The 25,706-nt window shown below is 38.5% G+C and carries 27 protein-coding genes; 7 read left to right on the forward strand and 20 right to left on the reverse strand.

Annotated features, from left to right (window positions below):
- Positions 1-10: 10 nt before the first annotated feature.
- The 5 genes from A7Q09_RS02410 to A7Q09_RS02430 all read right to left on the reverse strand — a co-directional run bounded on the left by A7Q09_RS02410 (position 11) and on the right by A7Q09_RS02430 (position 3,939).
- Entirely contained in the window at positions 11-592 is a 582-nt protein-coding gene (locus A7Q09_RS02410; protein ID WP_134389750.1) for an aminodeoxychorismate/anthranilate synthase component II, read from the reverse strand.
- A gap of 30 nt (positions 593-622) precedes the next feature.
- Entirely contained in the window at positions 623-2,110 is a 1,488-nt protein-coding gene (trpE, locus tag A7Q09_RS02415) for an anthranilate synthase component I (protein WP_134389716.1), read from the reverse strand.
- 117 nt (positions 2,111-2,227) lie between these two features.
- Complete coding sequence (locus A7Q09_RS02420) at positions 2,228-2,809, reverse strand: energy transducer TonB (protein ID WP_134389717.1); 582 nt, start codon at positions 2,807-2,809, stop codon at positions 2,228-2,230.
- On the reverse strand, positions 2,799-3,245 hold the full coding sequence (locus tag A7Q09_RS02425) for a biopolymer transporter ExbD (RefSeq protein WP_134389718.1): 447 nt from the start codon (positions 3,243-3,245) through the stop codon (positions 2,799-2,801). Before A7Q09_RS02425 ends, A7Q09_RS02420 begins: the two co-directional genes overlap by 11 nt.
- A gap of 52 nt (positions 3,246-3,297) precedes the next feature.
- Complete coding sequence (locus tag A7Q09_RS02430; protein WP_134389719.1) at positions 3,298-3,939, reverse strand: MotA/TolQ/ExbB proton channel family protein; 642 nt, start codon at positions 3,937-3,939, stop codon at positions 3,298-3,300.
- Between the two features lie 709 nt (positions 3,940-4,648).
- Between A7Q09_RS02430 and A7Q09_RS02435 the strand changes: the two genes are divergently transcribed.
- On the forward strand, positions 4,649-5,455 hold the full coding sequence (locus A7Q09_RS02435; protein ID WP_134389720.1) for an HAD family hydrolase: 807 nt from the start codon (positions 4,649-4,651) through the stop codon (positions 5,453-5,455).
- Here A7Q09_RS02435 and A7Q09_RS02440 read toward each other — a convergent pair.
- From A7Q09_RS02440 to A7Q09_RS02460, 5 genes are all read right to left on the reverse strand, one after another.
- Positions 5,427-6,611 carry a glycosyltransferase family 4 protein gene (locus A7Q09_RS02440; protein ID WP_244228470.1) on the reverse strand — a complete coding sequence of 395 codons (1,185 nt, stop codon included), beginning with the start codon at positions 6,609-6,611 and terminating at the stop codon, positions 5,427-5,429. The two genes, A7Q09_RS02435 and A7Q09_RS02440, sit on opposite strands and share 29 nt — an antisense overlap.
- Positions 6,612-6,618: 7 nt before the next feature.
- Complete coding sequence (locus tag A7Q09_RS02445) at positions 6,619-7,365, reverse strand: bifunctional 2-polyprenyl-6-hydroxyphenol methylase/3-demethylubiquinol 3-O-methyltransferase UbiG (protein WP_134389722.1); 747 nt, start codon at positions 7,363-7,365, stop codon at positions 6,619-6,621.
- Entirely contained in the window at positions 7,362-8,126 is a 765-nt protein-coding gene (locus A7Q09_RS02450; RefSeq protein WP_134389723.1) for a bifunctional 2-polyprenyl-6-hydroxyphenol methylase/3-demethylubiquinol 3-O-methyltransferase UbiG, read from the reverse strand. Before A7Q09_RS02450 ends, A7Q09_RS02445 begins: the two co-directional genes overlap by 4 nt.
- Before the next feature lie 56 nt (positions 8,127-8,182).
- Entirely contained in the window at positions 8,183-9,541 is a 1,359-nt protein-coding gene (locus A7Q09_RS02455) for a mechanosensitive ion channel family protein (protein ID WP_134389724.1), read from the reverse strand.
- Between the two features lie 123 nt (positions 9,542-9,664).
- Complete coding sequence (locus A7Q09_RS02460; protein ID WP_279636282.1) at positions 9,665-10,207, reverse strand: Slp family lipoprotein; 543 nt, start codon at positions 10,205-10,207, stop codon at positions 9,665-9,667.
- Positions 10,208-10,330: 123 nt separating this feature from the next.
- Here A7Q09_RS02460 and A7Q09_RS02465 point away from each other — a divergent pair, with 123 nt between their 5' ends.
- The 3 genes from A7Q09_RS02465 (at position 10,331) to A7Q09_RS02475 (ending at position 15,810) form a co-directional block, all read left to right on the forward strand.
- Positions 10,331-13,567 carry an efflux RND transporter permease subunit gene (locus tag A7Q09_RS02465; RefSeq protein ID WP_134389726.1) on the forward strand — a complete coding sequence of 1,079 codons (3,237 nt, stop codon included), beginning with the start codon at positions 10,331-10,333 and terminating at the stop codon, positions 13,565-13,567.
- A gap of 4 nt (positions 13,568-13,571) precedes the next feature.
- Entirely contained in the window at positions 13,572-14,792 is a 1,221-nt protein-coding gene (locus tag A7Q09_RS02470) for an efflux RND transporter periplasmic adaptor subunit (protein WP_134389727.1), read from the forward strand.
- Between the two features lie 106 nt (positions 14,793-14,898).
- Complete coding sequence (locus A7Q09_RS02475) at positions 14,899-15,810, forward strand: class I SAM-dependent methyltransferase (protein ID WP_134389728.1); 912 nt, start codon at positions 14,899-14,901, stop codon at positions 15,808-15,810.
- Between the two features lie 29 nt (positions 15,811-15,839).
- Here A7Q09_RS02475 and A7Q09_RS02480 read toward each other — a convergent pair whose 3' ends face one another.
- On the reverse strand, positions 15,840-16,394 hold the full coding sequence (locus tag A7Q09_RS02480; protein WP_134389729.1) for a hypothetical protein: 555 nt from the start codon (positions 16,392-16,394) through the stop codon (positions 15,840-15,842).
- Between the two features lie 211 nt (positions 16,395-16,605).
- Between A7Q09_RS02480 and A7Q09_RS02485 the strand changes: the two genes are divergently transcribed.
- A complete protein-coding gene (locus A7Q09_RS02485; protein ID WP_134389730.1) occupies positions 16,606-17,661 on the forward strand; it encodes an aromatic ring-hydroxylating dioxygenase subunit alpha in 1,056 nt (351 codons plus the stop codon).
- Positions 17,662-17,810: 149 nt separating this feature from the next.
- Here the strand turns inward: A7Q09_RS02485 and A7Q09_RS02490 are convergent, their stop codons facing one another.
- From A7Q09_RS02490 to A7Q09_RS02515, 6 genes are all read right to left on the reverse strand, one after another.
- Complete coding sequence (locus A7Q09_RS02490) at positions 17,811-18,119, reverse strand: hypothetical protein (RefSeq protein WP_134389731.1); 309 nt, start codon at positions 18,117-18,119, stop codon at positions 17,811-17,813.
- Between the two features lie 65 nt (positions 18,120-18,184).
- Complete coding sequence (locus A7Q09_RS02495; protein ID WP_134389732.1) at positions 18,185-18,898, reverse strand: conjugal transfer protein TraL; 714 nt, start codon at positions 18,896-18,898, stop codon at positions 18,185-18,187.
- A 511-nt stretch (positions 18,899-19,409) separates the two neighbouring features.
- Positions 19,410-19,634, reverse strand: a complete 225-nt coding sequence (locus tag A7Q09_RS02500) for a hypothetical protein (protein WP_134389733.1) — start codon at positions 19,632-19,634, stop codon at positions 19,410-19,412.
- A 13-nt stretch (positions 19,635-19,647) separates the two neighbouring features.
- On the reverse strand, positions 19,648-20,172 hold the full coding sequence (locus A7Q09_RS02505) for an RNA polymerase sigma factor (protein WP_134389734.1): 525 nt from the start codon (positions 20,170-20,172) through the stop codon (positions 19,648-19,650).
- Positions 20,173-20,362: 190 nt separating this feature from the next.
- Positions 20,363-20,797, reverse strand: coding sequence for a hypothetical protein (locus tag A7Q09_RS02510; RefSeq protein ID WP_134389735.1), 435 nt, complete (start codon positions 20,795-20,797; stop codon positions 20,363-20,365).
- Positions 20,798-20,938: 141 nt separating this feature from the next.
- Positions 20,939-22,303, reverse strand: a complete 1,365-nt coding sequence (locus A7Q09_RS02515; RefSeq protein ID WP_134389736.1) for an amino acid permease — start codon at positions 22,301-22,303, stop codon at positions 20,939-20,941.
- Between the two features lie 141 nt (positions 22,304-22,444).
- Between A7Q09_RS02515 and A7Q09_RS02520 the strand changes: the two genes are divergently transcribed.
- Positions 22,445-22,945 (forward strand): GNAT family N-acetyltransferase, encoded by a 501-nt coding sequence (locus A7Q09_RS02520; RefSeq protein WP_134389737.1) that lies wholly within the window; start codon positions 22,445-22,447, stop codon positions 22,943-22,945.
- A gap of 6 nt (positions 22,946-22,951) precedes the next feature.
- On the opposite strand, the gene A7Q09_RS02525 is transcribed toward A7Q09_RS02520, so the two are convergent.
- The 3 genes from A7Q09_RS02525 to A7Q09_RS02535 form a co-directional block, all read right to left on the reverse strand.
- Positions 22,952-23,296: a hypothetical protein gene (locus tag A7Q09_RS02525; RefSeq protein ID WP_134389738.1), complete on the reverse strand. Its 345-nt coding sequence runs from the start codon at positions 23,294-23,296 to the stop codon at positions 22,952-22,954.
- Positions 23,257-23,598, reverse strand: coding sequence for a hypothetical protein (locus A7Q09_RS02530; RefSeq protein ID WP_134389739.1), 342 nt, complete (start codon positions 23,596-23,598; stop codon positions 23,257-23,259). Before A7Q09_RS02530 ends, A7Q09_RS02525 begins: the two co-directional genes overlap by 40 nt.
- Before the next feature lie 517 nt (positions 23,599-24,115).
- Positions 24,116-24,562 (reverse strand): hypothetical protein, encoded by a 447-nt coding sequence (locus A7Q09_RS02535; RefSeq protein WP_134389740.1) that lies wholly within the window; start codon positions 24,560-24,562, stop codon positions 24,116-24,118.
- Between the two features lie 163 nt (positions 24,563-24,725).
- On the opposite strand from A7Q09_RS02535, the gene A7Q09_RS02540 reads away from it, so the two are divergent.
- Positions 24,726-25,481, forward strand: coding sequence for an SDR family oxidoreductase (locus A7Q09_RS02540; protein ID WP_134389741.1), 756 nt, complete (start codon positions 24,726-24,728; stop codon positions 25,479-25,481).
- Positions 25,482-25,706: the final 225 nt, after the last annotated feature.

The following is a 25,706-nucleotide window of genomic DNA, read 5'->3' on the forward strand; positions in this document are numbered from 1 at the left end:
AAATGAAAAATTAAAAAATATGTTGTTTTCTTAAGGATAAAAAGTTTTTTAAAATTCTTTTTCCTTCTCTAGTCAAAATGGATTCTGGATGAAATTGAACCCCAAATACAGGATATTTTTCATGAGATAAGCCCATTACTTCGTCATCTTCTGTCCAGGCAGTAATGTGGAGACAAGGTGGTATACTCTCTTTTTCTACAATCAATGAATGGTATCGGGTGGCTTCAAATGGGTTAGGCAAACCCCAAAAAAGCCCCTCTCCGCTATGATGAATGAAAGAGGTTTTCCCATGCATTAATCTCTTAGCCCTTACTACTTTAGCTCCATACACATGTCCAATGCATTGATGCCCTAGACAGACCCCAAGAATAGGAATAAATGGACCTAATCGATCAATAATCTCACAAGATATTCCTGCATCGGCAGGACCTTTAGGACCTGGCGAGATGACAATAAACTTGGGAGAAAGGGCAGCAACGGCTTCAACGCTGATCTGATCATTTCTATAAACTGTCGGCTCGATCCCAAGCTCTCCGAAATACTGTACAAGATTGTAAGTAAAAGAATCGTAGTTATCGATGACAAGAAGCATAAAATCCAAGGCTTCTAACGACATCCTATCCTACAGGAAAGACTCTACTAAAGCAAGGGCTTTCATACCCGCTTTCGCTTTATTCGAAGATTCAAGGTATTCCCCAATAGGAGTACTATCCGCAACTAGACCGCCTCCAGCTTGAAGATACGCATACCCATTTTTTATCAAAATGGTTCTGATAGCTATACAGCTATCCAAATAGCCAGAAAAGCTCAAACATCCCACAATGCCCGCATACGGTCCCCTGCAAGTAGGTTCTAATTGAGATATGATTTGCATAGCCCTGACTTTAGGGGCTCCTGTTACAGTTCCTGCAGGAAAGGTTGCTTCTAAAACATCAAAAGGAGAAATTCCTTCGCGAGCTATTCCCTCCACAGAAGAAACCATATGGATCACATGACTGTATTTTTCAATAACCATTAGTTCTTTGACAATGATCGAATTAAAAGCACAGACCCTTCCAATATCATTTCGAGCTAAATCAACAAGCATAATATGCTCGGCTTTTTCCTTTGGGTCATTTATGAGCTCCTCAACAATCTTTGCTTCTTCTTCAGGAGAATTTTGTCCCCTAGGCCTTGTTCCGGCTATAGGTCTCACATAGACTTTTGGCTTGTCGAACCGAACATGGACTTCTGGAGAGGAACCTACTAAAGAAAAATCCTTAAATTTCAAGCAAAACATATAAGGAGAAGGATTAATTAACCTTAAGGCTCTATAAACATCTATAGGATCCTTTTTGCATGGGGTATGCCATCTTTGGGAAGGGACGACCTGAAAAATATCTCCCGCCCTAATATATTCCTGCATTTTTTCAGTCATCGAAATGTATTCTTCCTTTGTCATATTGACTTCTAGTGGCAGTTCATATCCACAGTCCGAATTCCTCAAAAAAAGAGGGTGATACAACGGTTTGGAGAGAGCCTCTTGGAAATCGTCTAATTTCCTCTTTGCTTTTTCATAGGCATCTAAGGCATTGTTTTCGATTATGGCATTGGCGATAAGAAACATTTTTCTTTCTTGATGATCAAAAATGATTAATGTGTCGGCTAGAAGAAAACAAAGATCAGGAACCCCTAAGTCGTCTTTTCGAGCCCTTGGAACCGATGGCTCGAAAAAGTGAACCATTTCGTATCCCAAATAACCCACTATTCCCCCAAAAAAATCTGGCAGTTGAGGAATAGGGAATGGCTTATACCTATCCATCATTTTTTTTAATTCGTTTAGTGGATTGGAATCGGTCCAAAAGTCCACTTTTTTCCCGTCTCGATATTCTATTGTGATCTTTCTGCCATAAGCACTAATGATAAAATAGGGATCAGCGCCAAGATAGGAATAACGTCCAAATTTCCCACGGTCAGCAGATTCAAAAAGGAAGGAGTATCGGGAAGCATAAGAAATTTTAAGATAAGCCGAAACTGGGGTGTCCAGATCGGCTATGATTTCTCTTACTAACGGGATAACATTGGCAGTAGCTGCAATCTGAAGAAACTCCTTGAGAGTCGGAAAATCCATATACAGGATACTTTGGTAGAAAAGTTAGAGAAGACAACCAAAAAAATTTTTGAAAACAGGAAGTAAGAAGGAATGCAAGCAGAAAGAGGCTTTTTTTATTCTAAAGAATTCTTTCCATCAATTGATCTTGAAACGGATAGGGACATCTACATCTACATCAATAGGGAGGCCAAGCATCGTGGGTGGTTTAAATCTCCAGAATTTTTTTACTGTATTTTCTGCTGCCTGATCTAATTCCGGATAACCAGAAGATTTACCGATTGTTACTGAAGTCGGATAACCAGAGGAGGAAACATGCACTCGTAAAATGACCAATCCCTGATGTCCTGCGGCTTTTGCCGCTGCGGGATAGGGGGGCGCTGGATTTTTAAGATATCCAGGCATCGTCATTTTGCCTGCTGGTGTTTTAGTGGCTTGAGGTATGCCCTTTGGCTTTTGGACCGCTTTAGGCTTCAGAGGAGGTTGAACCACAGGTTTGGGTGCTTCCTGAGGCTGCGCCATTTCTTCTGGAATCGGAGTGGGAACCGGTTCTGGAGGAATGGGCGTTTCTTGAACATTTATAAGATCAACGTCCACAGTGCTTTCACCAGCACTAATTCCATATTCCACTTTTTGAATAAAAAAATACCCAACAATAAACAGAAGGGTCGCATGGATCAACAAAGAAAAGAAATATCCAATATAATCGTTACGTTCCATTGGCTAATCCGTTTTTTTGAGTTTGAGATTGAGGTTTGGTTGTCTGAATGGCTATCTTATTGATCCCAATTTTTCGAGCCTCATCAATTATCTTGACTACAAGCTCAAAACAAGCGTTAGGTTCTCCTGTAACGAATATTTTGGGATCTGGATTAGAAGCTTTAATCTGATTCAACTTCGACGATAACTCTTGAGAAAGCACTTTTTCTTTATCAAAAAGAAAATTGCCCTCTTCGAGCACTTTGACAGTTATCTGATCAGGTGGGGGTTGAGAGACAGCCGTGGTGCTTTTGGGAAGTTTAATCTGGATAGTCTCGTTTTTGACCATCGTCAACGAAACGATCATAAAGGTTGCTAACAGGAAAAACATCACATCAATAAAAGGGATGATTTCTAACCTCGGGCGATGTTTTTCAGTCTGGACATGAATTTTCATCTCTATACACTCCTTTAATTTGCCAATTTTTTTTTGGCTTCCTACTCCCTTTTTATCGAACCATTTCCATATCCACCTTTTGATTGCTCACTTTCAGTGGCTTTTTGAGGATCATTTCAAGCCGCGTACAATATCCCTCTATTTCTCTTCTGACTTTTTCAGTACGCGCATTGAAAAAATTCAATGGAATAATGGCAATAATGGCAATGGCCAAACCAAAGCTCACGGCAATGAGAGATTCGGCTACGCCTCCGGTGATTGCCGCTTGTTTGCCTGCAATTTCTCCAGTGCCAACAATACTAAAAGCATGCATCATCCCCGTTACCGTCCCCAGCAGTCCTAAAAGAGGTCCAAGGGTTACAGCCGTATCAAGAATCACAAGCCCACGAGAATACTTTTCTATCTGGGCACTAGCTGCCTCAAGCATTGCATCCACAGGCATGCTATTTCTATGCCTTAAGCCTTCAACCAGAACTTGAGCCACAACAAATTTTGATTTTTCACCTATCGCTATCGCTTCCTCGTACTCTCCTTTTTCAGTCAGTTCAAGGATCTTTTTCACAAGCTTCGGATTCCTTGCGCTTTGTTCGGCAAGATAGAAAAAAACCCTTTCCAATAGCGCTGCTAAAGTCACTAGTCCAAGGATTAATATCGGCCACATCACTGGGCCACCCTTGAAAAAAAACTCAATCATATAAATACCTTTTCTAATAGTTTTTTATTATAAAAATATACTACCCAAAATCCTTTTATTTGCTCTATTTGACTAAGAATAAGGATTTTAAATAATCGTCCAGCAAGTTTAATGAAAAATAGCACAAAATCATGAAATTTTATGTGAATTTATTATGGCAAATATGTGGAGATAATATTACAAAAATGATATTTATAAGTTATTTGTTATTAAAAATATATTAAGTAATTCATAAAAAACAAAAAATTATACGAAAAAATACTTTTCATAATCTATTTTATTTATATTTTTGATTTTTTTAATAAATCATTTTTCCAGATTTACTTCTGCTAAATATTTTCTTTATTCAGAAATAGAAGCGCTGCTCCTCTGTTTTTGCTAGTTTAGCCGGATCCATCTGGGGAGGTGGTCACCACAATATCAAGAGTTTTTCCATTTAGAAAGCAAGCTGGATCACCTGCCCATAGGAAAACCAAAACTACAGAGAGCTAGAGTTGATTGCTGTCCATTATAGCTCTCAATCCTCTATCTAGGAGCCGTTCAAGGCATTTACTCTCTAAAAAGAAGGGATTTTCTTTGAAACTTTTTTTAAACATAGCAAAATAATATGCTAATCACACTCTGCTATTTTTTTTTTGGGCAAAATGCCAATGAATTAGGGATGGACAAATGGGCTGAACAACAATCAACCACATAAAGAAAGGACAGTGTGAGGACTCCATTTCTTTTTTGTACTGATTTCGATGGCACGCTCCTTTCTGTTGGAGAGGAAAGAAAAATTGCCACAGAGTTTTATGAATTACTCCATAAGAAAAAAAGGGAGGATACTTTTCTATGGGTAATCAATACAGGAAGAAGCTGGGAAAGTCTTTTTGAAGAATTGAACAGGCTCCAAATCCCCCTTTTACCAGATTGGGTAGTTCTTTACGAAAAAGAAATATTTAAAGTCCAAGGCTTTCAGATTTTTCCTCACGAAGAGTGGAATCTCAAATGCAGAAACTCACATAAAATTTTATTTGATACCATAGGGTTTTTCTTTGAAGACCTTGCCAACTACTTAATTCTTCATACAAAGGCCAAAATTCATAGTTCATCGTGGTCGCCTATTGAAGTGGAAGCTTCTACTAACCAGGAGGCTGATCAGATCTCTTTGTATATAGATCAACAACTGCAAAATTTTCCTTTTTTAACTTACCACCGTAATTTTGTTTATTTTCGTTTTGCCCACAAAGACTTTCATAAGGGATCGGCTTTGAAGCAGATCCAGCGGCTTCTGGGAATAAGTCCTAAAAATTCCATGGCCTGTGGTGACCATTTCAATGATTTACCCATGCTTGAAATACAATTGGCTTCCCATCTGGCCTGTCCTGCAAATGCTGTGAAGGAAGTAAAAGAGAAGGTTATCAAGCAAGGGGGGTATGTAGCCAAAAAAGAAGCCTCTTTAGGAATTACCGAAGCCTTATTGAAGATAGAAGAAAAATTTGACTTTAATCAAGACTCAATCCAACGCTTTTGAGGATCCGATCAGATTGCTGAAGAAGTTTTTTTTCTTTTAAGACTAAAGAATAAATACGTAGTGTTGCCTCTACAACTTTACTCCAATCGTACTTTTTTGCTGTTTCGCGAGCATTATGCCCCATTTTTTTTCTTACTAACGGATCAGAAAGTTTGCTATAAGCCATCGCTATTTCCTGTGGATCTTCTGCATTGACAATCTTCAGAGCATTGACCCCTTCAATCGCAACATCCCATGCTCCAATATCAGCTGATAAAATAACTGGCAGAGCCGAGGCCATAGCTTCTAAGACCACCATCCCAAAACTCTCAAATCGAGAAAGAAGAATAAAAAAATCAGCAGCTTTATAAAAATTTTCGATTTCCTCTGAGACTAAGCCTATGAAACCTACCTGATTGGCAATTCCTTTTGCCCTCAAAAAAGAGCCCATCGCTTCGTGATCTCCTCTCCCAACGACCAGAAGATTGATTATCAGCCCTCTTTTTTTTGCTTCAGCTATACCAAGACAGATTTGAGGCAATCCTTTAAGTTTCCAGTTATTTCCAACAAATAGCCCAAGAAGATGCGACTGGTGCCATCCAAATCTATTCAATATTTTCTCTCTCTGTTCAGTTCTATCCCTATCCTGACAAAACCGATCGAACTCCACTCCGGGGCTTACAACTTGCACCTTTGAGAGAAGATCAGAATAATACTGAGCAAATGCAGTTTTGGCACGCTGAGAATTAGGTAAAATCCAAGAAAGGCTCTTAGAATAGAGTGTTTTTTTTTCAAGCCATTGAATCAAATGGTTATAGGGAGAAAGCGTATTTTTTTTCTGAATTTCTTTTACCCAGAATAAATGGGGAACTCCAAAAGTAAGGACATCACAGTTAGCGACCAAATCATGGCAATGAACAAGGTCGTATTTTCCATTCTGAACCATTTGATGCGCATTCCAACAGAAAGACAACCGAGTAGCACATCGACCGATTTTCAAAATAGGCACTTGATGACAAATAATCCTGGGATTAGTTTCTTTCCATCGAGCAGCAAAAAGATTTACTTCAATAAAAGGAAGGCGGCTGATTCGTTCTGTGACCTGCCATACAAATCGCTCGGCTCCTCCCTCATATCCATATTCCAATGTAACGATGGCTATTCGCAAGGGGTTCATCTTTACTTTATCTCTCATTAAGCTTCATACCCGTAGCAATAACCGTTCGCCCAAGCATTAAGTCGAGAGTATTGACAAGAGTGACATAGGGGAGGTTTTCTTTTTGAATAGTCCGGTACTTAGCTTGTTCTTTAAAAAAAGAAATGGCTCCAAAGAATTTAATCGGTAGATAAAAGAAAAAAAGAGCAATCATCGATGACCTTTGGTATTTATCTACGGAAATTTCTATCTTGGAAAACCCAGCTTCATGGAGGCCATGAACAAGATAGAAAAAGTGGACTGGGCTTATATGCCCATCAGTATCTTCCCTTTGGATACGATCGAATGGCAAAGGGCCAAAGAGGTTCCAAAAACCAAATGAAAAAAACCGCAGTCGTGATTTGAGATTCAACAAATTTGGTGTAGAAATCACTACTAATCCTTGTGGCTTTAAAACTCTATACATTTCTTGGAGAAGCTTTCGATAATTATTAAGATGTTCAACCACTTCGGTACAAGTGATGATATCAAAAGAATTATCAGAATAAGGCAAGGGATCTGTATTGAGATCTACAACCTCGACTTTTTGATTTTTTACTTCCATCCATTTCTCCGTGTAATCACAAGCAAATGTCGACAAATCCCATTTTTCTTTGACCAATCGTATTAACTCTCCTTTGCCACTCCCAATATCTAAAAGCTTTTTCTTTGAAGAGAGCTCTATCCTCTGCTCTATTTTCTTAAGTACAGAATGGTAAATTGAATATGTACTCATATTTCATTCTTTAAGAGCTTTTTAGAAACACTAATCAAACTGCTGCCTCCAAACATAACTGGGAATGACTCATTATCGTCCATACAATACTTCTTTCTTCTAGTAGCTGGTTGCAGTCTACCATAAAGCCAAATAAGGAGTCCTAAAGGCCAAAGAAAAAGGATCTGCCTCCATTTGATCTTGTCTTTTTCCAGAAAAAGCGGTTTTAACCCATTCCATTCAAGAATCTGTTTTATTTCTACCCAAGTCATAAGATTTTGGTGGTCAAAACCACTCCCTTTTGCTTCGAATTCATTTGGCGAAATGAACCGATAAAAACTTCCACGGAAGAGATAATTAAGTCTTTCTTCAAGATTGCAAATATTAGGAGTGGAAAGAATGAAATAGCCTCCCTGACGAAGCACCCGTGAAATTTCACGAATAAACTGAAATGGATTTTCAAGGTGCTCGATTCCCTCTAAAGAAACCGCAAGATCGAAAAATTCATCTTCAAACGGAATCGAATCGTTCAAATCAGCCTTTTTACGAATAACATAAGATTGGACTGACTCAGATTGTTCTAAATCGATATCCACTCCAAAAACCTGGTATCCATTCTGATATAAAATAACACTTAAGGCTCCTGGCCCCATTGGCACATCAAGTACTTTCGACCCTTTCGCCAGGTTTAAATTTCCAATCAACGAAATGACCGCTTGATGAATCTCTTCCCTTGCTCTTGGCTTTGGAAGCACCGGATTAGCCGACAGCGGATTATCCATAAACGCCTTATCTTAGCTCTATTAAAGCAGTTCTAAAACAACTAAAAATGATATTTTTACTTCTTTTGCACTGTTGTGTGACAGCTTCCCATGGACTCCTGAAAAGTCCAGTGGTTGACATAATCAAGTCGGTATTTGGGCAAGCTTTGAGGAAAAGTTTGTTGAAGATAGCCGATCATTTTTTCTCGAACCAAGCAGCGGAGATCCCAAAGTTTTGAAGAATTTTCGGCGCTCAAAAGAATCCGCACTTCCATGGCTTTGTCCGTTGCCTCAGTGACTTGGATAATCGCGACTTTTTGATCCCAGAGTGGACAGGAAGAAAGAATTTCTTGGAGTTGTTTTCGTAAGGCATCGACAGGAATGGAATAATCAACATAAATATACACTGTGCCCATGATTTCTGAGGAATGCCGAGTCCAATTCTCGAAGAAATTCGAAGTAAAATAGCTGATGGGAAGGATGAGCCTGCGATGATCCCATACGTGGACTACGACATAAGTAAGAGTAATTTCTTCAATGGTTCCCCAATATCCCTGGACTACGACAATATCCCCAAGCCGAATCGGTTGGGTGATCGCTAATTGAATGCCTGCAAAAATGTTCGAAAAAATGTGTTGGGCAGCAAATCCAACGACAATACCTATAACACCGGCTGATGCCAGCATACTTGTCCCTATATGTCTGACTTCGGGGAATAACATCAAAATGGAGGAAATGGCAAATAGAATGATTAAGAAATACAGAATTCTTTCAATGACTTTGACCTGGGTATAAACTTTTCTTTTTGTAAAATCATTCTCTGCTTTTTTCCACCTATGGATAATAAATTCTCCACCAATAGCAACTGACTCAAAAAAAAAGTACGCTAAAAGAACAATGAGTAAAATTTCAAAGATCTTGTTTAAGACTACTCTTATTTCTGAACGAAAAGGATAGATTTCAAAGACCCCCGATAGGCCAATAACAGGAATCACAATGTAGAGCATGCGAGCAAGCCGAGCAGCCAAGATATTTCTAAATTGTTCTCTATTGCTAAACTTCTGTTTGACTATTTCCAAATTGGTTTTAGCCAGACGGAACAAAAACCACCAGAAAGCAAAATACCAAAGGAAAGACAATCCCCAGAAAAGGCCGATAAAAGAAATGGTGACTGAAAAGCGTTCTTCTACATAGATGGTTGCGAAAATCGCCACCACAATGGAGAGCGTAAAAAGAATAGCTATCCAAAGAGGAAGCCATAAACTTTGAAGAAAGACTTTAAGATAACTAAGGGGTCTTTGAGATGGATCGACTGTAAGTTTTTTTTCTATCAAATGCCCTATTGGCCTACTTAGTAAATAGAAAAGAATGGTTGCCAACGTGACAAAGCCAAACTGACCCAACGGATAGAGCAGGGAAAAATCAAAACTAAACATTGGTTTTATTTCTCCTTTTTTTAGTTCTGGGGAAAACCAAAATAAAATTTGACCGATATTTTGAAAATGCCCGTGTCTTTTGAAGACATAGCATTAATCGCAATGAATGACAATAATCCAATTTTACCACCAGTATGCCCCCGGTCCCCAACCCCAAGCATGCAGATTGGCTTCTGGCTGATCATACCAGTTAGTGGAATTTTTCCCATAAGTCATCGGTTCTTTCCAGGGAGAGATCCGTTTTGTGCGTATAAGAGGAAACAATGATCCTTCTTCAGGGATGATTCCAGGAGCCCTACCTTCTACCATACCAGTTAAAGTAACTGCTGTTCCAACAGAAAAAAAAGTTGGATCGATTTCTTGAGGAACTTCGGCTATAAATCTACCTTCTGATGGGAAATCGACTGCTGGTTTGCCACTATCATCCAATGGAAGTTCTATAATTTCTAGGTAGGTTTTTTTGCCACTTTTCTTTAAGGCTGCCACCGTTCCCCCAAGGAAAACCTCTTTGCCTTTATATCTTTTAGGTCGTGCAGTGAGATTTAAGAAAGAAGGCTGCTTTTTCAAACGTTCCATTTTGATGTTTGTAAAAGGGGCACAGCCTGAAAAGAAACAGACAAAACCGCTAAAAATAAGTAAGAAAAAGACTTTGATATTTTTATACAAACAAAATTCTAGCTTTAGAAGAAACTATATTTCTAGAGAAAAAAAATTCAATCTATGAATATAATATTTTTTGTTTAATCTTTTTTATTATAGAAAATAAGAAAGAACTCTTCTTAAAACTATATGTGGCTTGTAAAACTATCCCTAAAGAAGCCTTATACCATTGGGGTCCTGGTCATCCTTATTTTTTTTCTTGGTTTTTTTACAATAAAAACGACTCCTACCGATATATTCCCTGAAATTAATATTCCTGTTGTTGTAGTCACTTGGCAATATCTGGGACTAGTCCCTACCGACATGACTAATTATATCACCACATTCAGTGATTATCAGATTGCCAATTTTGTTGATGGGGTTAAACGAATTGATTCCAATGTTTATTTCGGATTTTCTGTTAGTAAAATCTACTTTCAGCCCTATGTCGACATATCCATGGCGGTAGCAGAAATTACAGCGGTCCTCCAGCCCATTATAAAAAGAATGCCTCCGGGTACGACTCCCCCTCTTATTTTTCGGTTCAATGCCTCATCGGTTCCCGTGCTTCAAATTGCTGTTTCTAGCTCTTCTCTTTCCGAACCAGCTCTTTATGATTACACTATTTGGCAACTTCGTAGGGATCTCTTGTCTGTAAGAGGAACGATGTTTCCTCCTCCATGGGGAGGGGTTGTCCGATGGATGACAGTGGACTTAGATACCAATCAGCTTATTGCTAGAGGTGTCTCCGCTCAAGATGCTTTAGATGCTTTGGTCGGACAAGTTCTTAATTATCCTTCAGGGGATGTAAAAATTGGGGATAGGGATTATTTTGTCACTTTAAACAACGTCCCCAAAAACCTTTTTGAGATTAATGACTTTCCAATCAAACGTGTTTATGATCCCAATTTTGCGTATGTTCGCAGAAATATCAATGATCGGGTAATCTATTTCCGAGATGTAGGTAGAGTGCATGATGGCGGGGTCCCTCAAGTAAACCTTGTCAGATTAAATGGTGTCCATGGGATCCTAATGACTACGTTAAAAACCATGGGGGCTTCAACCATTCAAATTGTTGATCAAATAAAATCCCTTCTCCCAGAAATCCGCAAAGCAAATCCTGATAAGAAAATTCAGGAACTATTCGACCAATCCATCTTCGTGCGTGCTGCAATTAAAGGATTGGTCTTTGAAGCAATCTCAGCCGCTTTGCTTACTGGATTAATGATATTACTTTTCCTCCGCAGTCCGCGAAGTACTTTTATTGTGCTGACTTCAATCCCACTCTGTATTTTGACCTCTCTTTTTTTACTGAAGTTATTTGGCCATACATTGAATCTAATGACGCTTGGAGGCTTGGCATTAGCCGTGGGCATCCTTGTAGATGATGCGACAGTTGCTGTTGAAAATATTCACAGAAACATGGAATTAGGAAAACCTCCTATACAATCGATTATGGATGGCTCCCAACAGATAGCATTTCCTGCATTAGTAGCCACCTTATCTATCTCTATTGTATTTACCTCAGTAATCTTTTTGCAAGGTCCTCCTCGCTTCCTTTTCATTCCCATGGCCTTATCAGTTGTCTTCGCCCTTCTTTTTTCCTACGTGCTTTCACGATCTTTGGTGACAACTATGATTTTTTTGCTGGAAACCAAACCTCACGAAGAAAGTAGGATCGATCGGTTTTTTTATTTTTTTTATAAAATACAAGATTCTTTTTATAAAAACTTTGAAAGAATCCGAGACACCTATACAAGCCTCCTTAGGACCGTCTTGACCAACAGAAAGAAATTTTACATTGGGCTTTCTTTTTTCATTACTGCAAGTTTACTGACTTTTCCTTTTATAGGTCGAGATTTCTTCCCAACGGTAGATGCTGGAATCATGCGCCTCCACGTTTACACTCCAACAGGAACTCGGCTTGAAAAAACTGAAGAATACTTTTCGAAGATAGAAGCAACTATAAAAAAAATTATTCCACCCACCGAATTAGAAACCATGGTCGACAATATAGGATTGCCTATTTATTTCATGGCGACTCTTGCCATGTCTGACTCAATGAATCAGGGTGCTTTCGATGGTGAAATTATGATTAATCTAAAAGAAAAACACAAGCCTACATTATCCTATATAAAAAAACTCAGAAAAACCCTAAGAAAGGAATTTCCTGATTGTGTTTTCTTTTTCCAGCCAGCGGATATGGTGAATCAAGTTCTCAATTTTGGGACTCCTGCTCCTATCGACATTCAGGTGATTGGCACCGATGAAAAGATTACTTCCCAATTTGCCTTAGACTCTCTTTCTATAATAAGAAAAATTCCAGGCATTGTTGATGCCCACATCCATCAACGGTTCGACTATCCAACTCTTCATCTTGAAGTAGATAAAGTAAGAGCTGTAGAAATGGGGCTATTCCAAATCCATATTGCAAATAATGTGCTAAACCAATTGTCTAGCAGCTACATGGTCAAACCTACTTACTGGCCGGATCCCAAAACAACAATAAATTATCCTCTCCTTGCCTTTAGTCCGCAATTAAAATTCAACTCCGTCAATGACTTGTTAAACATTCCCCTAACCTCCATTACAACGCCGTTTTTAGTGGGTAGTTCACCTCCTGTTGAATCAACGCAAAGCCTTCTTGGCAATGTTTTGAATCCAGAGCTCTTAGCAAACGTTGCTAGCCTCTCACACACAAAAGAACCTGCAATGATAAGCCATTCCACAATGAAACCCGTTTTTGATATCCTATGCAATGTTCAAGACAGAGATTTAGGATCAGTGACTGCGGCCATTGAAAAAAAGCTTGAACCGTTAAGAAAAAAGTTACCTCCTCTCTATCGGATTACCGTTACCGGACAGGTTACAAGCATGAATAGCGCTTTCCAACAATTAGGATTTGGGATAGTTTTTGCCATCCTATTGGTTTACCTTTTGATGGTGATCAACTTCCAATCATGGCGCGAACCCTTCATTATCCTGACAGGATTCCCTATTGGAGCTTGTGGAGTTTTATGGATGCTTTTTATTACTCGGACAACTTTTAATGTACCTTCGCTTATGGGCATTCTAATGGCTATAGGTGTTACAACATCTAACAGCATTCTTTTAATCACCTTTGCAAACCAAAGGGTTAAAGAAGGATTAAGTCCATTGGAAGCTTCAATTGAAGCTGGAGCCATTCGATTTAGGCCCATTTTGATGACCGCTTCAGCGATGATTATTGGCATGCTACCAATGTCTCTGGGTTTGACTGAAGGTGGTGAACAATATGCACCTTTAGGTAAAGCCGTTATTGGTGGACTGCTTTTAGGAACAGTTGGCAGTCTTTTCTTCGTTCCTTCCATGTTCACAACGATTCGGCAAACAACAATAAAAAATTAGTTCCATGAATATCATTAAGGGGGGGAAAAATCTAAGAACCAACGATAATGAGACTGTTCCAATTGAAAATAAGAAGAAAAGTAATTTTTTCTTTTCGGCTGCCTCCTTTTTCAAAGAAAAAAGTGTTAAGGTTCTCAAAACAAAGAAAAAACCTCTCTTTATTTTAGGAGGGTTGTTTTTTTTATTCCTTATCATTTCCCTCGTTCAAAGAATCTTAAACTGGTTTGAAATCCAATCCGCTTTACATGAATCTGAGCTCATCTATGTGCAAGTCATCCAACCAGAAAAAACAGAACCTTTTATTTCTTTGACATTACCAGGTACTACCCAAGGCTTTTATGAAACTCCTATTTGGGCAAGGGTCAACGGTTACATTAAAAAATGGTATGTGGACATAGGAGACAGAGTAAAAACTGGACAACTCCTTTGTGAAATAGATGCTCCTGAAGTAGATAGAGAAGTTGAACATGCGCGGGCCAAGGCTGAAATCGCAAGAATTAGTTATGAAAGATGGAAAAATCTTGCAAGCACTAGGGCTGTATCTGCTCAGGAATATGATGTACAGAGAACCGGATATGAAGCGGCCCTTGCTGAGCTTGACAAACTTTTACAATGGCAGAGTTTTGAAAAGGTTACAGCCCCATTCGATGGAGTGATTACTGCCAGGAATATTGACATTGGAACGCTGGTTGCAGGGCAAAACGAAGCGGTGCAAGGTGCACAAAAACAATTATATCGAATCGCTCAAATTGATGTTTTAAGAATATATATTGCTGTTCCACAAACATATTCTTTTTTTATAACTGTAGGAATGGCTGCAGAAGTTATTGTTCCTGAACAAGCAGGGAAAATCTATTCAGGAAAAGTTGTAAGAACTTCTTATGGCCTAGAAACAGCTTCACGAACTCTTCTTGCCGAAGTTGATGTAGAAAACCCGGATATGAAATTATTGCCAGGGCTATATGTAATTGTTTCTATCAAGGTCCCAAGCGTTGCTCCATGGACTATTCCTGTTAACTCATTGTTTATTAAGGATGGACAACCATACGTGTCGATCGTTGATGAATTCAATGTTTGTCATTTGAAAAAAGTAGAAGTTGGGAATAACGACGGATATAAAGCTGAAATTTTGAAAGGAGTCGGGCCTAATGACCGAATAGTTTTAAATCCACCCGATGAAGCAAAAGTTGAAGGGACTAAGGTCGTAGTCGTTAGCTCAAAATAAAACAATTCTTCTTTTTTTCTTTGGAAGAATTATTTAGTATATTTTCGGAGAGGAGCTTCATAAAAATTAAAGTATCCTAAGGCAATTAAATTTTTTTTAAGAAGGCATGCAAAAGACCCTTCTCCAACTTTACTTAGAACATAATGAGAAAGTAGCTCATAAGTGGAGTTCTTATCTTAAATTTTATGATACCATTTTTTTTAACTATAAGCAGTTGCCAATTAACATACTGGAAATTGGAGTACAAAATGGGGGTTCTCTTGAAATTTGGACTAAATATTTTGAAAATGCGATCAGAATTGTAGGCTGCGATATCAACCCTGATTGCAAGAACTTACGTTTTTCCGATCCCCGAATCCGGATTGTCATTGGTGATTCTACCGAAGAAATGACAAAAAATAGAATTCTCGAGCAAGCTTCCCCTTATCATTTCGTCATTGATGATGGTTCTCATAAAACTTCTGATATCATTAAAAATTTTGCACTGTATTTTCCACAGCTTGCACCCAATGGACTTTATTTAATTGAAGACTTGCACTGTAGCTATTGGCAAGAATTTGAAGGAGGTCTATTTTATCCTTACGCTTCTATTGGTTTTTTTAAAAAGCTTATCGATATTATCAATTATCAACATTGGAATGTCAAAATAACAAGAAACGTGTTACTGAAAGGCTTTGAAAAGCTCTATGACATTCGACTTGAAAATGAGACACTCGGTCAGATTCATAAGATCGAATTTGTCAATTCTCTTTGCGTCATCACCAAAGCTAATGAGCATGAAAACGAGCTTGGAGAACCCGTTGTGGCTGGAATTGAAGCTACAGTGATTCCTGAAGTGAAGGCTTTAGGTGGAGTGGTCTCCTTTCCAGATCAAAAAGAAAATTTTTGGTCCAATGAACCCAATGAAGAACTCATAGAAGAAAAATTGGCACAAAAGCTAGTGGAAAAAGAAAAAGAAATCGAAAGAATCAAAAATTCATTGAGTTGGAAAATAACAAAGCCTATTCGGTTGCTTTAAAAGCTTTTCGGCAACTCGATGAAAGAAGATCAATAAGTATTATAATGGATAATATCAAATTTGGATCGAATATGATAAATGGTGATAATCTGTGAGGAACTTGCTACAGGTCCTCCATAACCCATGCCAAAGCCTGGGTACATCATGGGTCCCCAAAATGGATCCCCAAAGCCGAATGGATAGCCAAACATCCCATAACCAAACCCACCTCCCATAGAATCATAATAGGTTTCTCGTCTTTTCTCCGTCAAAACCTTCGAATAAACTCGAATGACCCCATCAGCATGTTTGTCTCTAGCCTTATCTACGGCTTTTTTTATAGCCTCCCATTTTTCCTTTTTCACTTTTGTCCAGTCATCCGTCGTTCTTTCGTCCTGCAGCACACCCTTAATCCAATACCGCATAGCAGGACTACCACTCAGCCACACATCTACTTTCTTTAACCTTATTACTCTTCCTCCTGAGCCTTTTTTCATTTCTGGAGGAACAATAGGGAGGTATTCGGTGGAAGCTTGTGCCGAGTAGAAAGAAACAAAAAGCAGAAGAATGAGAACATATTTGGTTATGCCAAAAAAAATTTTCATAAGTCAATCGGTTCCATGGTGCATTATCAAAGAAAATCAAACTATTGAAACCGACTTGCAAAGAAAAAGTTCCTAAGGAATAAAGAAGAAAATTGTTTAGAAGAAAATTTTTAATAAAGCCTCGTTTAAAAAATTTTTGAATCTCCCCTATCCATTGATTTCTTTCGATTGGAAGAGAAGCAAATGTTAGATTAATTTTTCTATAAAGACCATGGATCTACCTTTGCATACTTCCAATAATGCCCCTTCCATAGAAGCCTATTATTCTTCGATGGCCGCTTATTGGAATCCTGTCTGTCCTTCTGCTTTATTAGGTGAAAATCCCTTGGGAAGAGAATTACTAGGCAGACGTATTGTGCTAGCTCGACTAAATGGAAAAGTTGCTGTCTTCGATGACTTATGCCGTCATTTAGGGGCAGCACTTTCCTTGGGAAGAATAGAAGAGAGTCGATTCTTAAGATGTCCCTATCATGGCTGGTTGTATAATGAGGAAGGTCGCTGTGTAGATATTCCCTCTAGAGGTGGGGCTCCAATTCCTAAAGCCGCTTGCCTCAATAGATATCCAGCCAAAGAATTTCTAGAAATGATCTGGGTCTGTCTTATGCCCAGGGCTAAATATGAGCTGCCCCATTTTCCTGAGTTCGAAGATAGCTTCTTTTATCAACTCGATAACGGTAAATGGAAAGAATGCCTTTGGAAAGCTAGTCCACAGCGCATTATTTTAGGCCAACTTGATGATACCCATTTTGCATGGGTTCATCCTACTACTATTGGCCATCCAGCACAAACGGAGTCTCCCGATCACAAGGTTATAAAGGAAAAGGGGTATATTCTCTCTACCTTCAGCGTTTCTCAAAGAAAAAAAGCTCCATCTTCAGGATTCAGCTCAGCTTTGAGTGCAAAAGAAGAGGAATTAAGCACTGTTCATTATACTATTTCTGCTGGGCCTAACTGGATTCATTTACGCAAAGATAACGGGAAAGGAGAAATTTGGGCTTTAATCCAACTCCTATCTCCCATCGCCTATAATAAAAGCCTTATGTTTTGGAAAATTGCTCGCAATTACGATAAGGATTCTTCCCATGATCCTTTTTACGAAAAAATTCAATTACAGATCATGGAAGAAGACAAACGCGTCATTGAAAGCCAAAGGCCTTGGCTACTCCCTCCTATTTCTTCCAGCTTATCTCTTTATCTTCGTCCCAGCGATCTCCCCCTCATTGAATATCATAAATGGATGGAAGAAGAAAAAGTGCATCCATTTTAAACGAAAAAAAATGGTCTGAAACTATAACACCTAAGAAGATCAATGGCTGATAGAAACTAAGATGGCACCATTTTTAGGGGAAGACAACTCTCTATCTCTAGGTAAAGGCATAGATCTCTTATAATTTCTTTGTACTTCCCGAAGCGGAGCTAATGTCTTTTCAAGATCCTCAAGTAGCTGTGCTGAATTTTCATCATTTCTCTTTCTTCATCCAAAAGAAAGGTTTCGAGTCTAGAAAAATCCCTCCAGAGAGTATCCTGCCAATTGTCAAACGCCGCCATTTCCTCTTCAAGCTTCCTTAATACCTCTTGAGCCTGAGGATCAGTAGGCTTCAATGCTTTTCCATTGACAATTACTAGAATCTTTTGCTTCTGGCAATCACAATGAGTGCTTTGGGCAATTAGAGAGAAAGGAAATAAAAACAACAAGAGGAAAACCAAAACTTGTGCACCTTTCATTGGACTCTCTCCTCTTTTCTTTAAGAGAAACTGTATTCGTTTTTCATGGATTTTCAAAAACTGAATCAGGAAAAATGTTGGGAAATATTCAAGCCTTCCAATTGATCAAATACCGATTGATACCAGTTTTTGATCCTTTGTCTTAATAGAAGAGGGATTGATTTATCCTCTATAGCAGCAGAAGGCCTTAAAGCAGTTTTTACCAATTGCTGCATCGCTTCCTGCAAAAGTGAAGAGATTTTAATTTCATAGGGAAAGAAGCTTTTTCTAAATAACTGCCCCGCTTTAGAGTCATAATAATCACTAAAATTTTGAATTTTTGAATGCATCATGTTTTTTGCAATTAAATACTTACAACTATCTTTAAGCACGGCCGACCAATCAAAAATGCCTCCTGTTGAACTCGGATAAGGAGTAATTGAACCGACTGCAATCACCTCCACTTTGAGTTCAACAAGAACTTCAGGAGTGATTACTTCTTTCCACCACTGCTTGATTTCTGTCCCACTATTAGCTGGCAAGTCGATAATAGTATATTCATTTTCTGCAGCTGTCTCCATCACCCAATCACATTCTCTGGGGCTTCGGATATCAAGCTTCAGGCAATCGTTAAACCAGTGGCTAATGCCTCCTGCTTTCCCTGAATTTTCAAGATCTGCTTCAATCACCTGCACACGTTTTCCCTTGAGCATCAACCAATCAGCAATGAGCAGCATTGCAGTGGTTTTACCTGTTCCACCTTTCGAACCCATTGACATGAAAAGATAACTTTTAAGCATAATGACTGACCACCACTGGAATCTAGCTTCTTTCCTTCGGTCAACGTAGAAAAATTACAAGAACCTATTCCCCCCTAAGGATCGTCTACTTGAAGCCTTATGAAAGAGATTGGCTCATAGCTCCAAAATAATGGCTCCTTCATCTATTTCCTAATTCTTATTAAGAATCATTAAAGAGGACCTTTTCGCTTCCCTACTTTCTTATTCTCCTCTCCTCCAATACAAGCTTTTAGTTTTGGCCTGATTTAAAGGCCACGCAATGCTTATCTAGTGCTAAGGCAGCCAGCGACTTCTTCTCTCTTAAGCCGAAATGCTATACTGGCAACAGTCTGCATAAATTACAGGTATTTTCCACTTTGTTACAAAGGCAGGCCCTTTAGCTACTCCACTACTTTATAAAAAAGAAACAAATGAAGTCAACAGCCTAGGAAAAATTTAACATTTGTAACAAACCTTTTACAATATGTTCTCTACTAAAGGGATAACTGAATAATTGTATAGTATATACCTGTTACTTTTGAGAACAATTATCTTCAAAATCACTTATAGCCTTAAGAATATTTTTTTTGAGAGAAATGGGTGGCGTTATTTTTTCAATGAATTTCTTAACAATTTGATCTAAGGGGTCTTGCTTTTCAGGATGAAAAAACAATTTCTTTGGATGAACAGGCACACAACTTCTTTCTATCCTTTGGATTTTCTCTTTTTTCCTTTCCTTAAAACCAATCTTTTTCAAATGGAATTCCTTATTAAGCTGAAACGTTTTTGGTATTTTGAACTTTTCTTTTTTTCTTTTCAAGGATTAAATCTCTAAGCAGTTTTTTCCCACGGAATATTCTGGACATAACGGTGCCAAGAGGAACATTTAATATTGCCGCAATATCCAGATACGAAAGTTCATCCATGTAATACAACCAAAGGGCAACCCTATAAGGTTCGTCAATTTTCATAAGACATTCCTTAACAAATTGACTATCTAGGGCTATTTCGCCTTTGTGTTCGACCACAAGAAAATTTTCCATCTCTTCCATCTCCATATACTGGTAGCGTTCTTCCCTTTTTTTCGATCGAAGAAACAGTCTATAAAGAGTTGTAAAAAGCCAGTGCTTGATTCTTGAATCCTCTTTAATTCTATTTTTGTTGGTATAAAGCAAAACAAAAGCCTGTTGAGTAAGATCACATGCTTTATCTACCTGCCTGCATAGAGATAAGGCAAACCGATAAACGTCTACATAATGTGCTTCTACATATTCTTTAAATTCTTTTTTAATCATACATACCACCCGTTTTTCTTTTCTATTAGATAGTTGACCACAAGGTTTAATGGATGAACTAGATAGCTACTAGGTTTTACCATTCAATTGAAGAAGAGCCTATGGGTTTTATAAAAGACCGAACCCCTCTTCTTTGTGCTACAACCAATGGAATGCACTACAATGAAGCGCTATTTTTTATGCATTCTCTCTAGCACTCTTCTTTTGTTAAAAGAGGCTTAGGGGGTGGATTAATAGGTGAATAAGAAAGAATTATTGGATTTTCTTTGATTTGATAAAGAGTTTGTAGAAGCAAATTGTTTCTTTCAACAATAATAGACAAAGAAGGAGTAATCATGGGAGGAGCCTTTTTCAAAGACTTAGACCATGCCATTTTTTTTGCTTCCTTGAATTGTTCTTTTGAGACTTTTTTACAAATAGAACAAGGATGTTTCCCATCAAAAGTCATTGCCACCCCATGCTCAACCCCATAGCTGGAAGCATATTGAGAGATCATTTTCCCATAAACAAAAAAAAGAATAATAATCCAATGGGTACCAACAATACCGAACAAAGCGATAAGGGATAGAAGAGAGCCAATTTTTTTCACTTCTTTGCTTGGATCTTCGATTTTTTTATTTTTCAAGTCAAGGCTATATTTTTCAAATTCTAACTTAAAATGACATTCTATTATTTTCTATTCTAAGCTTGATTAAACTCTCCAAGGAGAGAGGGAGCTTTTTAAAATTGCTTTTCTCTTTTTGCCTCTGTTTATTCCTTAAATTCCTTATAACCGTAAATTTCTCTTTCTTTTATCTAGAGGATTTTCCCAGTAACATAGATACATGACAAAACCAATAAAAAGCCAGCCTACGAATGCCATAAGGACAATCTTGTTCAAATGAACAATTAAAAAGAAGCAACTGACAATGGAAAGAATGCCAGTCCATGGCATACCAGGGGCTCTGAAAGGAGCTACCAGCTCGGGGTATTTCTTTCTCATTACCAAAACAGATACCGAGACCATTATAAATGCTGTGAGAGCTCCAACATTAGTAAGTTCGGCAACAGTCTGAATTGGCGTAAAACCAGAAAGTAAAGCCATAATAAAACCTGAACCAAGTATAATTCGGTAAGGAGTATTGAACTTAGGATGAAGTTTTTCTAGAAATGAAGGCAAAAACCGATCACGAGACATGGCAAAAAAAATCCTGCTCTGGCCATACATATTAACAAGAAGAGCTGAAGTGATACCACCTAAGGCTCCAACGCTGACAATAGATGCTGCCAGATGCTCTCCTACCTGCATTAAAGCAAAAGCGACTGGATCTTTTACATCAAGCATCTTATAAGAAACAATACCAGTAAGCAATAGACCCACGAGGATATAAAGGAAAGTGCAAAATATAAGAGAACCAATAATCCCTATTGGCAAGGCTTTCCCAGGGTTTTTAGCTTCCTCTGCTGCCGTTGAGACCGCATCAAACCCAAGATAAGCAAAAAAAATAAATGCAGCTCCTCCCATCACTCCTTTCCATCCAAAAGGCATAAAAGGGGTCCAATTAGCAGGATCAATATGTCTAGAGGCAATAAAGATAAACAAAAGAATAACTAATAGTTTTAAACCTACAATAAAATGATTAAACCAAGCACTTTCTTTTGCTCCCTTCGAAAGTAAAAGGGACATCAAAAAGACAATTCCCATTGCTGGAACATTCATTATCCCTCCTTCCGATGGAGCATGAGCAAATTTGGATGGGAAAAGGATTCCGAGGGCATGGAGTAGATCCACCATATACGCCGACCATCCAATAGAAACGACTGCACCTGTCAAAAGATAGGCCAAAATTAAACACCACCCTGTAATCCATCCAGCAAACCGTCCGATCATCTTGTAGGCATAGGTATAAGCGCTACCAGCTGAATGAATGACAGAAGAAAATTCAGCATACGAGAATGCAGTAAAAAGACATACAATGCCTGCAAAGACAAAAGAAATGCTTAATGCTGGGCCTGCTTCCCTTGCTGCTGCAACTCCTGTCAATACAAATATTCCTGATCCAATGATCGCTCCAACTCCGAGCAAAAAAAGATCAAAGGCACTCAGCGATTTTACTAGCTTCTGTTTCTCCGCAGGTTTCAAAAGATCCATCGTTAACTTCTATTTATTTCTTTGCCATTAGCCCAAAAAAAATGTTCATTAGCAATTGATCAAATTTCAAAAGTCCTATTCTATCCCTTTAACCTTTTAAAGGATATAGTAATTGTATAAAATTATAGATTTTTTTCCCCTATGTCCGATGAAGTTGTCATCAGGAAAGCAACAGATGAGGATTGTTTAAAACTCTATTTTCTTTTTAAATCCGTTGTTGAAGAACAAACTGCTTATCCTTTTTCTCTTCCTTTTTCCTATGCCGATTTCCTTAATTTTTGGAATGTTCCTCCACCAGCTTGGAGATATTGTTCCTGCCTTAACGGTACAATTGTCGGCGGTTATCTACTTAAACCAAACTTTATTGGACTTGGGAATCACATTGCCAATGCTTCCTTTTTTGTTGCCAAACCTTACCGTAAACAGGGCATTGGGGAAGCCATGGGGAAGCATGCAATAGAAAATGCAAGAAAACAAAACTTTCTAGCTATACAATTTAATTATGTTGTCAGTACCAATTATCCAGCAATCAATCTATGGTTAAAACTGGGGTTTAAAATTGTAGGGACAATTCCAAAAGCTTTCCGCCATCCTCTCTATGGATGTGTCGATGTGTATGTGATGTTTAGAGAGCTTATTTAAAAAAAATTACTTTGAGAAAGGATTGTTTATAGAGGCAGTTTCAGTCGTTTTCTTTGTTTCCTTTTCCTCAGAAACTTCCGACTTAAATGGTTGTTTCTGGATATTTTTCCATACAATTTTCCACACTTGTTGCAATATATAATAAAATAGACCCATTCGGGTAACCTTGGAGAGCATCCATCGCAGAAGATAAAGCACAATCCCAGTCACTATTCCAATGAGGAGGCTTATAAAAAGCGTATTTTCTTTTGAAAGATTATCGCTTACTTTTTGTAAAGAATCCAGGAATCGTATCCTAGCTTCATTCCGCCTTACTTCAACATTCTGTTTGCTATTTTTTTTATCATCCATAGGAAAAATCCCGAAAGCACAACCATAAACGATGCGCAGAGGAATGCACCTCCTATCTTCCCAATCCCTGCACTAAAAAGAAGATAAAGTCCCCATATACTATAAAGAAAACCAATAAAAAGGGAAAGAACGGAAAAGGTAAGAAGGATTAGACTTAAAAGAAGGAGAAAAATTAAGGACCAAGCCCTGTACCGAAGATAGTCTATTTCTGCTTCCAAAAACTCTATCAGTCGAACAACAAGTTCGCCTATTCCCCAAAAAGGCTCTTTTTTCCCTGTAGTTTCATCTGTTTTCTTTTCCATCAATACTTTAATGAATTGCCTATTGAAATAGATACCAAGAAAAAAATGAAACTAAAAGCCCCTTTTTTTTAAATAAATTTTGCAAACTCTCTCTGCCGTTCCCTTAGAGACCAATGCAAAGGGGCTCATTACTCAACAAATCCGTTGGTGATCAAGTCCTCTCCAAGAGTCTAACTTTTTCAACAGAAGAGGTTGGTGTTAAGACACCCCTGCAAAGTCAACTTCATCAGAGCTTGTTGAGGAACAAACCGGCTGTCGAGGGTAGTGTTCGAGAATCGGCAACCTGAACATTTAAGAGGCTCAGCGGATTTTTTTTCTAAAAGCCCATATAAAAAAAGAAAGATAAGTATTGCTTCTGTCAAAACTAAACCGAGATATGTCCAAGCTTCTCAAAATGATAAAGAGGCCGTGTCGATCTATCTTCATAAGATGTTTTTGGAAAAAGGATGGGAGAAGGGGAACAATTTTTTGGGGTTCTGAAATGTCCTTCTTGGCTTTATAGCAATTAAGGAGTAATTTACTGGGGCATTGCCTGTCCTTGGGAGGGGTACTGTCGAACTGGCTGACTTATCAGCCAATACGTTTGGAGTTCATGTATCATATCGGTCCATAAAGGAGAAATGTGAGACAAAACATCAATTTCGCCGAAAGAATTCCTTGGAAAGTCTTGGCTCATGTCAAAATGGCCACAGAAACCACTAATAGACCTACCTTCTGGTGTTTTAGTTAGAACGTTCACCGACGTTCTCCATTGGACTGCCACTCCACAGGGATAAACCCGACTTGGGACCATCGTAAGTACAGTAATCTTAACAAATGGCCTTTGCTCCAATCTTTCAGCAAACAACTGCTTATCCCTTTCAGTAACCTGACAAATCAGTTCTTTTTTCCCACAAGAGACCAAACAGACACCAAAGAATCCTAACAAAAGAATCTCAAAAAATTTTCCTACATTTTTGCCCATTTTATACGCTTTTTATACAAAAAGCAATTGATTCCAAAGTCATCATAGATAGCAAGGAGATTTGTAGAAGAATGTTGCTTTCTTTTTTCATAACTTGAGGGAAAATTTTTGTCGAATTAAGGTGTTGTTGTTGATAAATTACTGATCAAAAAAGTCGGCATTCATGGCTTCTAAAACACTAAGTAGAAAAACAGCAATCGTCACCGGAGCTTCGAGTGGTATTGGATATGCAACAGCTCTTGCCCTGGCCAGTGCAGGAGCTAATCTTGTTGTGGGAGCACGCAGAATGGAAAGGTTAAACAGCCTCGTAGAGAAAATCGAAGCGATGGGAGCATCAGCTTTAGCAATACGAACCAATGTCAGGGAACTGAGCGATGTGGACAGCTTAGTTTTGGGGGCAAAAAAGAAGTTTGGTGGTGTCGACATATTTGTCAATAGTGCAGGAATCATGCCCCTTTCCTTGTTAAGAAAAATGAGAGTAGCCGAATGGTTGAATATGATTGATATAAATTTTAAAGGGGCTGTTCATGTGGTATCAGCCATATTACCGACCTTTCTAGAGCAAAAATATGGCCATTTGGTTTTTGTCTCCTCTATTGCTTCTAAAAAAATCATCCCTGGTTCAGCGATATATTCAGCTTGTTCGTCAGCTATAAGAACTCTTGCTGAAGGAATAAGAATGGAACTATCTCCATTTGATCAAATCAAAATCACCCTTGTCGAAACTGGCTATGTTCAAACCGAGCTTTTTGATTCCATCGAAGATGAAGAGATTAAACGTTCCATTATCGCTGAATTAGCTACAATCTCTCCACTAAAAGCGGAGGAAGTTGCTTCGGCCATACTTTATGCTCTTTGCCAACCTCCTCATGTTGACATAAATGAAATTGTGGTGAGGCCAACGATGCAAGCTGTATAAATAAGCAGTAAAATAACCGTTCCCTCAGACTTACTCGCTTCTGCTCACAGAGGAACAAAGCTAACTTCCTGCTTCACAGAGGACAGTTTTTCCCATCGTCATGCGACGGCGGCCAGAGCTTTTTTCTCCACCGGCTTCACATTTGGCGCAACTCGTCATAAGGCCGTTTAGGACGGCCAAACCATGCGTCAGGATATTCCTTGCCGCATTCACCTCCCGGTCGTG

Source organism: Methylacidiphilum sp. Yel (assembly GCF_004421185.1).
Classification (GTDB): domain Bacteria; phylum Verrucomicrobiota; class Verrucomicrobiia; order Methylacidiphilales; family Methylacidiphilaceae; genus Methylacidiphilum.

Excerpts from the sequence above, each read along its gene's own strand:
- A7Q09_RS02410 (WP_134389750.1), bottom strand. The coding sequence starts at position 592 with ATGCTTCTTGTCATCGATAACTACGATTCTTTTACTTACAATCTTGTA.
- trpE (WP_134389716.1), bottom strand. The coding sequence starts at position 2,110 with ATGGATTTTCCGACTCTCAAGGAGTTTCTTCAGATTGCAGCTACTGCC.
- A7Q09_RS02420 (WP_134389717.1), bottom strand. The coding sequence starts at position 2,809 with ATGGAACGTAACGATTATATTGGATATTTCTTTTCTTTGTTGATCCAT.
- A7Q09_RS02425 (WP_134389718.1), bottom strand. The coding sequence starts at position 3,245 with ATGAAAATTCATGTCCAGACTGAAAAACATCGCCCGAGGTTAGAAATC.
- A7Q09_RS02430 (WP_134389719.1), bottom strand. The coding sequence starts at position 3,939 with ATGATTGAGTTTTTTTTCAAGGGTGGCCCAGTGATGTGGCCGATATTA.
- A7Q09_RS02440 (WP_244228470.1), bottom strand. The coding sequence starts at position 6,611 with ATGAACCCCTTGCGAATAGCCATCGTTACATTGGAATATGGATATGAG.
- A7Q09_RS02445 (WP_134389722.1), bottom strand. The coding sequence starts at position 7,365 with ATGAGTACATATTCAATTTACCATTCTGTACTTAAGAAAATAGAGCAG.
- A7Q09_RS02450 (WP_134389723.1), bottom strand. The coding sequence starts at position 8,126 with ATGGATAATCCGCTGTCGGCTAATCCGGTGCTTCCAAAGCCAAGAGCA.
- A7Q09_RS02455 (WP_134389724.1), bottom strand. The coding sequence starts at position 9,541 with ATGTTTAGTTTTGATTTTTCCCTGCTCTATCCGTTGGGTCAGTTTGGC.
- A7Q09_RS02465 (WP_134389726.1), top strand. The coding sequence starts at position 10,331 with ATGTGGCTTGTAAAACTATCCCTAAAGAAGCCTTATACCATTGGGGTC.
- A7Q09_RS02470 (WP_134389727.1), top strand. The coding sequence starts at position 13,572 with ATGAATATCATTAAGGGGGGGAAAAATCTAAGAACCAACGATAATGAG.
- A7Q09_RS02475 (WP_134389728.1), top strand. The coding sequence starts at position 14,899 with ATGCAAAAGACCCTTCTCCAACTTTACTTAGAACATAATGAGAAAGTA.
- A7Q09_RS02480 (WP_134389729.1), bottom strand. The coding sequence starts at position 16,394 with ATGAAAATTTTTTTTGGCATAACCAAATATGTTCTCATTCTTCTGCTT.
- A7Q09_RS02485 (WP_134389730.1), top strand. The coding sequence starts at position 16,606 with ATGGATCTACCTTTGCATACTTCCAATAATGCCCCTTCCATAGAAGCC.
- A7Q09_RS02490 (WP_134389731.1), bottom strand. The coding sequence starts at position 18,119 with ATGAAAGGTGCACAAGTTTTGGTTTTCCTCTTGTTGTTTTTATTTCCT.
- A7Q09_RS02495 (WP_134389732.1), bottom strand. The coding sequence starts at position 18,898 with ATGCTTAAAAGTTATCTTTTCATGTCAATGGGTTCGAAAGGTGGAACA.
- A7Q09_RS02505 (WP_134389734.1), bottom strand. The coding sequence starts at position 20,172 with ATGATTAAAAAAGAATTTAAAGAATATGTAGAAGCACATTATGTAGAC.
- A7Q09_RS02515 (WP_134389736.1), bottom strand. The coding sequence starts at position 22,303 with ATGGATCTTTTGAAACCTGCGGAGAAACAGAAGCTAGTAAAATCGCTG.
- A7Q09_RS02520 (WP_134389737.1), top strand. The coding sequence starts at position 22,445 with ATGTCCGATGAAGTTGTCATCAGGAAAGCAACAGATGAGGATTGTTTA.
- A7Q09_RS02525 (WP_134389738.1), bottom strand. The coding sequence starts at position 23,296 with ATGGATGATAAAAAAAATAGCAAACAGAATGTTGAAGTAAGGCGGAAT.
- A7Q09_RS02530 (WP_134389739.1), bottom strand. The coding sequence starts at position 23,598 with ATGGAAAAGAAAACAGATGAAACTACAGGGAAAAAAGAGCCTTTTTGG.
- A7Q09_RS02535 (WP_134389740.1), bottom strand. The coding sequence starts at position 24,562 with ATGGGCAAAAATGTAGGAAAATTTTTTGAGATTCTTTTGTTAGGATTC.
- A7Q09_RS02540 (WP_134389741.1), top strand. The coding sequence starts at position 24,726 with ATGGCTTCTAAAACACTAAGTAGAAAAACAGCAATCGTCACCGGAGCT.